The sequence below is a fragment of the Caballeronia sp. SEWSISQ10-4 2 genome (genome assembly GCF_030464885.1).
GTDB lineage: Bacteria > Pseudomonadota > Gammaproteobacteria > Burkholderiales > Burkholderiaceae > Caballeronia.
This window is the reverse complement of record NZ_JALPRJ010000011.1, coordinates 153,771-165,119: the sequence shown is the minus strand read 5'-3', so window position 1 is coordinate 165,119 and position 11,349 is coordinate 153,771. Positions and strand designations below refer to the sequence as shown.

Genomic DNA, 11,349 nt, shown 5'->3' with positions numbered 1-11,349 from the left:
AGCACCAAGCGCCCACACTTATCGGCTGTTAGTTTTTAAAGAACATTCGCCAAAATCGCCAAACCTGAATCCTTCCAGATCCGCCGCTTTCGCGTCGCTGCAGTCGCAGCACAGAAACGAGATTATGAAGAATCTTTTTCTCCTTGTCAACCAAGTTTGTGAGCATTTGCTTTCAAACTTACCGACTTTGGAGGCCGCCTGTTTCTTTAGCGGTCCTCGTTGCGAAACGAGGAGACGAATAATAGGCGATGGCGTGCACCAAGGCAAGGACATCTTCAAACTATTTTCGGCAATGTCCTAACGGCCCTTTGCCAGCCCCATTTCGTCGATGGGAACAGCCTCCGACATGGCCGCGTAACCCGCGTCGCTGGGATGGATATGGTCGCCACTGTCGTAGCGCCGCTGAAGCCGGTCGGGATGGGCCGGATCCCGCAGTGCGCGGTCGAAGTCGATTACGCCATCGAATGCGCGGCTCGAGCGGATCGAGTCGTTCACCGCCGTCCGGATGGCCTCACGTTCCGGCGGCAGCGCAGCCGGCGTCAAGGTTGCACCGTAGATCCGGACCCCGCGCTGGTGAGCCTGTGCAATCAACCGCTGGTAGCCACGCAACAGCGAATCGGCGGTCACGGAGGTGTGCGGATCGTCGCAATCAAGACCGGAGTGCGGGGGCATCGCGGGGAAGTTGATGTCGTTGATGCCGATCAGCAGGATCACGGCGCGCACCCCAGGCTGGCGCAACGCGTCGCGATCGAAGCGGTTCAGAAGTGCATCGCCGTAACACGGTGACGCGCTCAGCAAGCGATTGCCGCTGATTCCCGCGTTCACAACAGCTGTTCCGTCGATGCCTTTTTGCGTCAACCGGCGCGCCAAAGCATCCGGCCAGCGGCGGTTCGCATTCGGCGTGGAGCGCATGCCGTCGGTGATGGAGTCACCAATCGCGACCAGCGTCCGCGCCGGCGCGGTATCGACGGAAACGCTGGTCAGCCACACAAATTGCGTGAATCGGGTACGAAACGCAGCGGCGTCGGTATCAGCGGAATGGTTGCCGGGCGTCGACACGTAGTTCGTCTGGCTCGCCACCCGATGCCACGCGGCCATTTTTTGGCCTGCTCCCATATAAGTACTGACGGCGAGCGGCTGGTGGGCTGCGACGTCGAAGGCGATCGGGTCGCTGTCCATCTGGCCACCCGGCGCGATGGTCACACCCTGCTTGCCGCCGAACGTCACGGGATGGGTCGCTCCCGCGCGTGTCGCCGCCGCATTGCCGGATACGGCGCGCGCCACTTGTATACCCTCGATCACCAGCGGCGTGGTGCCGTATACATTGCTGAAGCGCAGCCGAACGTGCCGGCCGTCGATGGCGGGATAGACGATCTGCCGAACCGTCCGGCCACCGATCTCCGGCGCGCGATACAGCGCCGGCAAGTCGGCTCGCTCCGGAATTGCCTGCAATGCCGTGCTCCAGGCGCTCACCCAGTGTTCAGCCGGGGCGTCGTCGGCGCGAGCACTGGTGGACGGCAGCAGGGAAGCAAACAGCGTCGCGGCGGCAACGGCGGAAAGGGCGCGAAGGTTCATCGTGGAGCGTGGGTTAGGGGGGAAAAAGCGATTGTGCCTGAACGGGCAAACCAGGCGCTTACAGTTCCCGAGCACATCCATCGGCCGGCTTTTCTCGCCGAAAATCGGACCATTTTGTGAAAAGCCCTCAGAATGTCGGCATTCCGCCTCGCGGTTCTCACTTTGTCCGGTACTTATTCAGCATGCATTCCAAAACTTCTCCTAGCACCAGCGCCGCACCCTCCCAGATCCAATGGGAGGAAAAAGGCGAGAACCGTTCGGCGCTCTGGCACTCGGAAAGCGGAATCGCGCCGCCCAAACGCGTTGTGATCGGCGATGACCAGATGACCGCCGATTCCGCGTATCGGCTGGCTTGCGAAGGCACGGCAATCTTGTGGCGCGGCGATTTCCAGAACGCCCGGCAGTTGTTGCAGGCGGTCGCACGACGCATCGAAACACGGCCGAAAAAGTCGGCCAAAGCAAAAGCGAAAGAACGCAGCGCCGCCCCCGATGCACCGCCGGCAGCGCCGCCCGCTCCCGCCGAGGCGTTCAATTTGCATCGGCTCGCCCAGTCGCAGCGAGCGCGCACGCTCGGCATGCTGCTGTTGCCGCTCGACGCGGAGTACGCCATTCCGCTGCGTCGCGCGCCGGTCGTGAAGGAAGCGTGTGAGGAGGCTTATGGCGCGGCGTCAGGTGAGTCGGTCGTGTCGCTGCGTGAGGTGCTCGGGCTGGTCGGCGCGCACGAGTGGCGTAAAAAGGGCGTGGACGTCGAGGCGCTCGGTGCGCGGATTCACCCTTACTACGGGGTGTTTTCGCCGGTCCGCGGCGAGTACATCAAGCTGGTGGCGGATCAGCCGTTGCCATCGAAGGAATTGGCTTTCGATATCGGCACCGGAACCGGCGTGCTTGCCGCCTTGCTGGCGCAGCGCGGCGTGAAGCGTGTGGTGGCGACGGAAATCGATGCCCGCGCGCTCGCCTGCGCGCGCGAAAACATCGAGTTATTGGGATACACGCAGGAAGTGAAAGTGGTCGAGGCCGATCTGTTTCCGGAAGGCCGTGCGCCGTTGATCGTCTGCAATCCGCCGTGGCTGCCGGCCCGGCCGAGCTCGGCCATCGAACATGCAATCTACGACCCCGAAAGCCGCATGCTGCGTGGTTTTCTCGATGGGCTCGCCGCACATTTGACGCCGGGCGGCGAAGGCTGGCTGATTCTTTCCGATATCGCCGAGCACCTTGGTCTGCGTACGCGTGCGGAATTCCAGGAGTGGGTCGACCGCGCCGGGTTGAAGACGGACGGCCGGATGGATATCCGCCCGCATCACCCTCGCGCCGCCGATAAAACCGATCCGCTGTATCACGCGCGTTCGGCCGAAATTACGTCGTTGTGGCGTCTTGTGCCGGCTTGAGTTTCGTCTTTGGCGCGGGCGCTTGAACCCGGTTCACGCCCGCTTCAGATAGGCCAGCGCCGCCTCGCCCGCGATCAAACCGCTCGCGAAACACGCGGTGAGCAGATAACCGCCAGTCGGCGCTTCCCAATCCAGCATCTCGCCCGCGCAGAAAACGCCGGGCAGTGCGTCGAGCATCAAGTTCGAATTGAGCGATTCGAAGGTCACGCCACCCGCGCTGCTGATCGCTTCGGCAATCGGCCTCGGACGCGTCACGGTCAACGGCAACGCCTTGATAAGTTGCGCAAGACGCGCTGTATCGGAGAAATCTTCGCGGCCCAGCACCTCGCGCAGCAAACCCGCCTTCGCGCCCGTCAGGTTCAGACGGCTCTGCAAATGGCTCGACATAGAACGAGCGCCGCGTGGATGGGTCACTTCATCGTGGACACGCTGCTGCGTTAAAGCCGGTACGAGATCCAGAAAAAACGTGGCGTCACCGGCGGTCAGGCGATCGCGAATGCGCGCGGACATCGCGTAGATCAGACTGCCCTCGATACCCGTCGATGTCAGCAAACATTCGCCCGTCCGCCAATCGATCCCGCCGTCCAGCCGCGGCAAGCCGATCGCGACGGCTTTCAGCGGCTCGCCCGCAAAACGGCTGCTGAAGTGCTCGCTCCAGTTGATATCGAAGCCGCAATTCGACGGCACGAACGGCGACACGCCCACGTTGCGCGCTTCCAGATACGGAATCCACGCCGCGTCCGAGCCGAGCCGCGGCCAGCTCGCGCCGCCGAGCGCGAAGACAACAGCATCGGCTTGGACTGAGCGCTCGCCTTCCGGCGTGGCAAATCGCAAAGGCCGCCGCGCTTCGTCGCTCCAACCAATCCACTTATGCCGCATGTGAAATCGCACGCCCGACCCGCGTAGCCGATGCAGCCAGGCACGCAGCATGGGTGCGGCTTTCATGTCGGTGGGAAACACGCGGCCCGAGCTGCCAACGAAGGTTTCCACGCCCAACCCGTGAACCCATGCGCGTAACGCGGCGGCATCGAAACGGCGCAACAACGGTTCAACCTGCGACCGGCGCTCCGCGTAACGCGCGACAAACAATTCGGCGGGCTCGGAATGCGTGAGATTCATCCCGCCCTTGCCTGCCATCAGAAACTTGCGGCCGACCGACGGCATGGCGTCGTAAAGATCCACTTCGACGCCGCCTGCCGCGAGCGCTTCCGCAGCCATCAAGCCGGCAGGGCCGCCGCCAATAACGGCAACGCGCGCGCAATGAATTTCGGAGGATGACGGTGACGGCATGCAGGGGACACGGTTGAAAGCGAAGCCGCATTGTCGCATTCAGCGCCGGGAGCAAACTGAGTTCGCCCGACCTGCCACTGCATAATTCAGCCACAACGTTCAACAGGGGATGTCGATGCAAATCGATTGGTCGAGCATTCGCTCGGGTCAGGCCGACACGCTGCATGACAGCGTGGTCGAACTCTCAGGCTGGATGATTCCGCTCGAACCAGACCCATGCGTCGACTATTTCTTGCTGGCGGCCGACGCTCCGTGCTGTCCCGGTTGCACGCCAAACAATCCGCGATCGAGCATCGAAGTTATTGGTGCCTCACTGATCCGAGTGCAAGACGAACCGGTGACGATTCGCGGACGACTGCGCCGTTTGATCGACGATCCGGCGGGTTGGCGTTATCAACTCGTCGATGCGTGCGTGACAAGCCCCGACAAGCCATTCAGCCGGCGGGCGTTCCTGGCATCGACTGCCGCATTGGGTCTGGCCGCCTGTGCTCGCGGCCGTTTCGCCGGATATACCGACGATCAGGATGCAGCCAGGAATTGGCGCCTAAACGGCGCGCTGACGATGGACATGCACAGCCACGCCGGCCGCGTGATCATCTCCCACGATCCGGCGATTGGCGCCAACCGCCCTTTCGTCCCGCTCGCCGCGCCGATGCGCAGCGGCGGGATGAACGTCGTCACCTTGGCGATCGTCACCGATACCGTGGTCACGCGGGTATCGTCGGATCGCAAGCGTATCGAGGCGTACCGGCCTCCCGCGTCCGGCGAACTGTACGCGCTTGGACAAACCGAATTCGCGCGGGTGCACGCGTTGATCGAGCGCGAGCAATTGAATGTCACCACCGACAGCGCCTCGCTGAAGGCGCGTGCGAACGCGGGGCCGAGCGCGATTATCGCGTCGGAAGGCGGCGATTTCCTGGAGGGGCAACTGGATCGCGTCGATGAAGCGTACGCACAGCACCAGCTTCGCCACTTGCAACTGACGCACTACCGCGTCAACGAACTCGGCGATATCCAGACCGAGCCGCCCGAACATGGAGGTTTGACGGATTTCGGCGCGCAGGTCGTTCGGCGATGCAATGACCTCGGGATCGTCGTCGACGTTGCCCACGGCACATTCGATCTCGTCAAACGGGCGGCGACGGTATCGTCGAAACCGCTGGTTTTGTCTCACACCGCGCTGTCCGCGCATCCAGGCGGCCGAAGCCGGCTGATCAATCCCGACCACGCTCGCGCCGTCGCCGAAACGGGCGGTGTGATCGGCGTCTGGCCAAGCTCCGGGACATTCAGGGACCTGCGGGGGATGGCCGAAGGCGTCAAGCGGATGGCCGATCTGGTCGGCGTTGACCATGTCGGCATGGGCACGGACATGCTGGGCTTTATTTCTCCGCCGGTTTTTACTCACTATGGCCAATTGCCTGACTTTGCGAACGAGCTCCTTGCCGCAGGATTTTCGAACGAAGAAACGGGGAAAATTCTTGGGGAGAATTATCGGCGGGCGTTTGAAGCGAGCGTGGGGTAGGACTGGAAAGATCTGACGAATTCATTCGACACAAAAGCACTCCGCCCTCGCCCCGTCCGAATCTATCTCAAAAAATAACTATTAACCGACCGGACGGTCGGCTTATAATTGCGGCACAGTGACTTCCTAGAGCGAGCGATCGTCATGTACACGCAATCCCTCGATATCCCCGGCAACGTGCAGCCCATCGATCCGGCGTCCGAATCGCCGGAACTCAGCCGTTTCGACTCCGTGATGGCCGCCGACGGCAAGATCGAACCCCAGGACTGGATGCCCGATGCCTACCGCAAGACGCTGATTCGTCAGATCTCGCAGCACGCGCATTCGGAAATCGTCGGCATGCTGCCTGAAGGCAACTGGATTTCGCGCGCGCCGAGCCTGAAGCGCAAGGCGATCCTGCTCGCGAAGGTGCAGGACGAAGGCGGCCACGGCCTCTATCTATATAGCGCGGCGGAAACCATGGGGGTGTCGCGCGATCAGCTCGTCGATGCCCTGCACGCCGGAAAAGCCAAGTACTCGAGCATCTTCAATTATCCGACGCCCACCTGGGCGGACGTGGGTGTGATCGGCTGGCTGGTGGATGGCGCGGCGATCATGAACCAGATCCCGCTCTGCCGCTGCACGTATGGCCCGTATGCGCGCGCCATGATCCGCATCTGCAAGGAAGAGTCGTTCCATCAGCGGCAAGGTTTCGACGCGTTGCTCTCCATGATGAAAGGCACTGGAGCGCAGAAGGAAATGGTGCAGCAGGCGGTGGACCGCTGGTGGTGGCCGGTGCTGATGATGTTCGGCCCGAGCGACAAGGATTCCATCCACAGCGGCCAGTCGTTCAAATGGGGCATCAAGCGGATATCGAATGATGATCTGCGGCAGAAATTCGTCGATGCCACCGTCGAGCAAGCCAGGATTCTCGGCGTCACGCTGCCCGATTCCGACCTGAAGTGGAACGAAGAACGGCAGGCACACGACTATGGCGAGATCGATTGGGAAGAGTTCTGGCGCGTCGTGAACGGTGACGGCCCCTGCAACAAGGAGCGGCTCGCCACGCGCGTAAAAGCACACGACGACGGCCTCTGGGTGCGCGAAGCCGCCCTCGCCTACGCCGCCAAACAAGCTGCGCGTGCTCAAAAGCACGCTGCATAAGGAGAGCGAAAGATGAATAACGAATGGCCGATCTGGGAAGTGTTCGTGCGCAGCAAGCAGGGCCTTGATCACAAGCATTGCGGCAGCCTGCACGCGCCGGATGCCCCCGCAGCGTTGCGCATGGCGCGCGATGTCTACACGCGGCGCCAGGAAGGTGTGAGCATTTGGGTGGTTCCATCGGCGGCGATCACTGCCTCCGATCCCGCCGATAAAGCCGAGTTCTTCGACCCGGCCGGCGACAAGATCTATCGGCACCCCACGTTCTTCGTGCTGCCCGACGAAATCAACCACATGTGAGCGAAGGGTCAAGCCCCATGACGACGCCCCAACATCTCTCCTACGTCCTGCGCCTCGCCGATAACGCGCTGATCCTCGGTCAGCGCAACGGCGAATGGTGCGGACACGGCCCGGTGCTCGAGGAAGACATCGCGCTGGCAAACATCAGCCTCGATCTGATCGGCCAGGCGCGGCTGCTCTACTCGCACGCCGCCACACTCGATGCAGAACTCAACGGCACGAAGAAAACCGAAGACGACTACGCGTATTTCCGCAACGAACGCGACTTCCGCAATTACACGCTGACCGAGTTGCCGCACGCGGGTCCGCTGTCGGGCACGGCGCGTTCGGATCGCGATTACGCCGTGACGGTCGTGCGCAATTTCCTTTATTCGACGCTGATGGCGCATGTTTGGACGGCGCTCACGCAATCGACGGACGCACAACTCGCGGCGATCGCGTCGAAGTCGATCAAGGAAACGCGCTATCACCTGAATCACGCGAGCGACTGGCTGTTGCGTTTCGGCGATGGCACCGAGGAATCGCATCGTCGGGCGCAGGCGGCGGTGGATTACCTGATGCCTTACACGCGCGAGTTTTTCAGTATCGACGACGTGGAAACGAGCATCGCCGATGCGAACATCGGTCCGCTCACGGCGGATCTGGAAACAGCGTGGCGCGAGGACGTGGACGCGACGCTCGCCGAAGCCACGCTGCAAAAACCCGCCGATGCCAGACACGTGACAACCGGCAAGCTCGGCGAGCATTCCGAACACATGGGCTTCCTGCTTGCGGAATTGCAAAGCGTCGCTCGGCAGCATCCAGGCGCGAGCTGGTGAACGCGATGATGACCGCTGAAGCTTCGCTCGACCGCGTTTGGGAAGTGCTGGACGCCGTGCCCGATCCGGAAATCCCGGTGGTATCGATACGCGAGTTGGGCATTCTCCGCGACGTCCGCCGCACCGCCGACGACACGCTTGAAATCGTCATCACGCCCACGTATTCAGGCTGCCCGGCGATGTCCCAGATTGCGGAAGACATTGGCGCCGCGTTGAACGAAGCGGGCTTTGCAAAACATCGTATCGAGACAGTGCTGGCGCCGGCGTGGACCACCGACTGGATGACCGACGCGGCCCGCGACAAACTCAAGCAATACGGCATCGCCCCGCCAATGGGCAATTGCGGTTCAAACGAACACGCCCCGCAAGAGCGGCCGATCCGCTTCGTGCCGCGCGTCGTGGACAAACCGGCCTGCCCGCGCTGCGGGTCATCGCATACCGAACGCCTCGCGCAATTCGGCTCGACGGCGTGCAAGGCGCTGTATCGCTGCATGGATTGCCGCGAGCCGTTCGACTACTTCAAACCGTACTGAAAACGACCATGGCGACTCCGCAATTCCACTCGCTGCGCATCCGCGACGTCCGTCCCGAAACCGCCGACGCCGTCACGGTTTCCTTCGACGTCCCCGAAAATCTACGCGACGCATTCCGCTTCACGCAGGGCCAGTTCGTCACGTTGAAGACGCATATTGACGGTGAAGAAACGCGGCGCTCGTATTCCATTTGTGTCGGTGTGACGGATTACGATCGCGACGGCGAATTGCGTATCGGCATCAAGCGCGTGCGCGGCGGCCGCTTCTCGAACTTCGCTTTCGACACGTTGAAACCCGGCCATGAAATCGAAGTCATGACGCCCGATGGCCGCTTCTTCACGCACCTGAACGCCGATCACGTGAAGCATTACGCCGCGTTTTCGGGTGGTTCGGGCATCACGCCGGTGCTCGCGATCGTCAAGACGACACTGGAAACCGAGCCGACCAGCCGTTTCACGCTGATCTACGGCAACCGCAGCGTGGACGCGATCATGTTTGCCGAAGAACTGGAAGACCTGAAGAACCGTTTCATGAGCCGGTTCTCGCTGTATCACGTGCTATCGGATGATTTGCAGGACGTCGAGTTGTTCAACGGCGTGCTGAATCAGGAAAAGTGCGCGGCCTTCCTGGAGGTGCTCGTTCCCGCGAATGAAATCGATGAAGCCTTCATCTGCGGCCCCGGCCCGATGATGGACGCCGCCGAGGCAGCGCTGAAAAGCGCGGGCGTGCCGCCGCAGCAGGTTCATGTCGAACGCTTCGGGACGCCGTTGCCGCAAGCGGGCGTGCCGCCCATCGAAATCACCGACGACACGCCGGCGGCCGATCTGGAACTGGTTATCGATGGCAAAAAACGCAAGCTGCGCCTGCCGTATCAAGGCGTGAGCGTGCTCGACGTCGGGTTGAAGGCGGGGCTCGCGCTGCCTTATGCCTGTAAAGGCGGTGTGTGCTGCACGTGCCGGGCGAAAGTGCTGGAAGGCGAAGTGCGCATGGAGAAGAACTACACGCTGGAGCAGCATGAAATCGATGCGGGTTTTGTGCTCACCTGCCAGTGCCATCCGGTCTCGGATCGCGTGGTTGTGAGCTATGACGAACGTTGAGCGCCGGGTTGGCGGATTGCGCTGATTCGATTCGCTTACACTAGGGGTCGCCCGTTTCGAAAGCGGTGTGCCGCGTCTTGTCGCCGCACTCACCGCGCGCCGGGCGGCCTTCTTACGTTTGCGGTCACCGTTACTGATGAGCACCATTCACGTTACCAACGGCGACGACGCCGCCGAAAATTTGCGCGAAGCCTTGCAATTAGCGGCCCGCGACGAACGCGTCATCCCGCTCAAGGACGACCTTGCGGTCGGCCAGCTTAGGGGGATCGACGACAACCCGGAAACCCGCGCGCTGTTCTGGCAGCAGGTGCTGAACGAACACAAGTTCGACTTCATATCGAAGCTCAAGGAACAGGACGCACTCTTGCGCGAACTCGCGCAGGACAGCGGGCAGGTCGTGATCTGGCACGGCCAGAGCGCAAGTGACCAGCTAACGCTGCGGCGAGTGGCCTACACGCTGCGCAACGCGCCGCAACGCCTGAACGAAGCCAAACTCAGCCATGAAGACCTGCCCTTCGTCACCGCCGCCGACGGCACGCAACAACGCCGTGCCCGGGATGACAGCGCGACGGCGGCCGGCATGTTCACAGCAGCCGAACTAGGCGCCAAGTTGCCGACGGCCGCGCCCATTTCCGTATTGCGCATTAGCCGTCTGGCGCTGGAATGGCAGGAAGTGAAGCAGATCAATAGCGACACTCGCCGGTGGCGTGACAACACGTTCATTTCCGGCACGTATGCCGACGTCGATGAAACCATCCTCCAGATAGCCAGCGATGGCTGGCAGGAAGCGCGCCGGCTCGCCGGCCAGGTGATGGGCGCGAGCTTCGGCTTTCTGGTCAGCGATGCGATTGCTTTCTGGCGCTGTCGTGAACTCGTCGCGGCCGGCAAACTCCAGATTCGCGGCGATCTCGCCAAGATAGCCGAGGCCAGACTTCGCCGCGCCGTACATTAAATTTGCCGCGCAATAGCCGCGTTTAGAATCCCCGATCGACCCAGCACTTCTTCGAGACTCAATGGCCCGTACAAGAGCGCCTGACCACGACACACAACGCGAGCAGATCCTCGAACTCGCCGCCGCCAAATTCGCGCAGACCAGCTATCCGAGCACGTCGATGGCCGATCTCGCCGCAGCCAGTGGCACCTCAAAGGCGCGGCTTTATCACTATTACGCGAGCAAGGAAGCCATTCTTTTCGACCTGCTCGACCGCTACACGAAGCGGCTGATGCTGATCATCGCGGAAGTGGAAGGCGCGAGCCAGCGCCGCGGCTTGACCGAGCGCGAGGCATTCGCGGAACTGGTCCGCGCGTTCCTCACCGAATACGAAACGTCCCATAGCCGGCACGTCGCGTTGCTCAACGACGTGAAATACCTCGAGGACACGCAGCGTGAAATCGTGCTCGAACGCCAGCGCGGCATTGTCGCGGCGTTCGCCCGGCAACTCGCGCGCGCCTATCCGAAGCGGGCGACCAAGGAAAACCAGACCGCGCTCACCATGATGGTGTTCGGCATGATCAACTGGACGTTCACGTGGCTCAAGCCGGACGGGAAGCTGGGCTATCGCGAGTTCGCGGAGCAGGTTGTCAGCGTGATCGAGCACGGCATGAACGGGGACAGTTAATGTTGCAATGCGGCATTTTGTAGCCGAGGGACCGTGCGTTCCACACAACACGCCACAATTCATTGTTTTT

The 11,349-nt window shown here is 62.0% G+C and carries 12 protein-coding genes; 10 read left to right on the top strand and 2 right to left on the bottom strand.

All coding sequences use genetic code 11. The features are described from left to right. Window positions 1–301: hypothetical protein (locus M0D69_RS10340; RefSeq protein ID WP_301781923.1), on the top strand; the 301-nt coding region annotated here is incomplete at its 5' end. Here M0D69_RS10340 and M0D69_RS10335 read toward each other — a convergent pair. Further along, entirely contained in the window at window positions 298–1,575 is a 1,278-nt protein-coding gene (locus tag M0D69_RS10335) for an SGNH/GDSL hydrolase family protein (RefSeq protein ID WP_301781922.1), read from the bottom strand. The two genes, M0D69_RS10340 and M0D69_RS10335, sit on opposite strands and share 4 nt — an antisense overlap. A gap of 182 nt (window positions 1,576–1,757) precedes the next feature. Between M0D69_RS10335 and M0D69_RS10330 the strand changes: the two genes are divergently transcribed. Then, the gene (locus tag M0D69_RS10330) at window positions 1,758–2,960 is read left to right on the top strand and encodes a class I SAM-dependent methyltransferase (protein ID WP_301781921.1); all 1,203 of its coding nucleotides are present in this window, start codon (window positions 1,758–1,760) and stop codon (window positions 2,958–2,960) included. Between the two features lie 33 nt (window positions 2,961–2,993). Here M0D69_RS10330 and M0D69_RS10325 read toward each other — a convergent pair whose 3' ends face one another. Continuing rightward, the gene (locus tag M0D69_RS10325) at window positions 2,994–4,250 is read right to left on the bottom strand and encodes a TIGR03862 family flavoprotein (RefSeq protein WP_301781920.1); all 1,257 of its coding nucleotides are present in this window, start codon (window positions 4,248–4,250) and stop codon (window positions 2,994–2,996) included. A gap of 115 nt (window positions 4,251–4,365) precedes the next feature. Between M0D69_RS10325 and M0D69_RS10320 the strand changes: the two genes are divergently transcribed. From M0D69_RS10320 to M0D69_RS10285, 8 genes are all read left to right on the top strand, one after another. Then, the gene (locus tag M0D69_RS10320) at window positions 4,366–5,772 is read left to right on the top strand and encodes a dipeptidase (RefSeq protein WP_301781919.1); all 1,407 of its coding nucleotides are present in this window, start codon (window positions 4,366–4,368) and stop codon (window positions 5,770–5,772) included. 144 nt (window positions 5,773–5,916) lie between these two features. Continuing rightward, complete coding sequence (gene paaA / locus M0D69_RS10315) at window positions 5,917–6,915, top strand: 1,2-phenylacetyl-CoA epoxidase subunit PaaA (protein WP_301781918.1); 999 nt, start codon at window positions 5,917–5,919, stop codon at window positions 6,913–6,915. A 12-nt stretch (window positions 6,916–6,927) separates the two neighbouring features. Beyond that, window positions 6,928–7,212 (top strand): 1,2-phenylacetyl-CoA epoxidase subunit PaaB, encoded by a 285-nt coding sequence (gene paaB / locus M0D69_RS10310; protein WP_047894950.1) that lies wholly within the window; start codon window positions 6,928–6,930, stop codon window positions 7,210–7,212. A gap of 17 nt (window positions 7,213–7,229) precedes the next feature. Beyond that, the gene (gene paaC / locus M0D69_RS10305; RefSeq protein ID WP_301781917.1) at window positions 7,230–8,030 is read left to right on the top strand and encodes a 1,2-phenylacetyl-CoA epoxidase subunit PaaC; all 801 of its coding nucleotides are present in this window, start codon (window positions 7,230–7,232) and stop codon (window positions 8,028–8,030) included. A gap of 5 nt (window positions 8,031–8,035) precedes the next feature. Beyond that, on the top strand, window positions 8,036–8,563 hold the full coding sequence (gene paaD / locus M0D69_RS10300; RefSeq protein WP_301781916.1) for a 1,2-phenylacetyl-CoA epoxidase subunit PaaD: 528 nt from the start codon (window positions 8,036–8,038) through the stop codon (window positions 8,561–8,563). 8 nt (window positions 8,564–8,571) lie between these two features. After that, window positions 8,572–9,660, top strand: coding sequence for a 1,2-phenylacetyl-CoA epoxidase subunit PaaE (paaE, locus tag M0D69_RS10295; protein ID WP_301781915.1), 1,089 nt, complete (start codon window positions 8,572–8,574; stop codon window positions 9,658–9,660). 136 nt (window positions 9,661–9,796) lie between these two features. Next, on the top strand, window positions 9,797–10,612 hold the full coding sequence (locus tag M0D69_RS10290; RefSeq protein ID WP_301781932.1) for a DUF1835 domain-containing protein: 816 nt from the start codon (window positions 9,797–9,799) through the stop codon (window positions 10,610–10,612). A gap of 61 nt (window positions 10,613–10,673) precedes the next feature. Continuing rightward, on the top strand, window positions 10,674–11,279 hold the full coding sequence (locus M0D69_RS10285; RefSeq protein WP_301781914.1) for a TetR/AcrR family transcriptional regulator: 606 nt from the start codon (window positions 10,674–10,676) through the stop codon (window positions 11,277–11,279). Window positions 11,280–11,349: the final 70 nt, after the last annotated feature.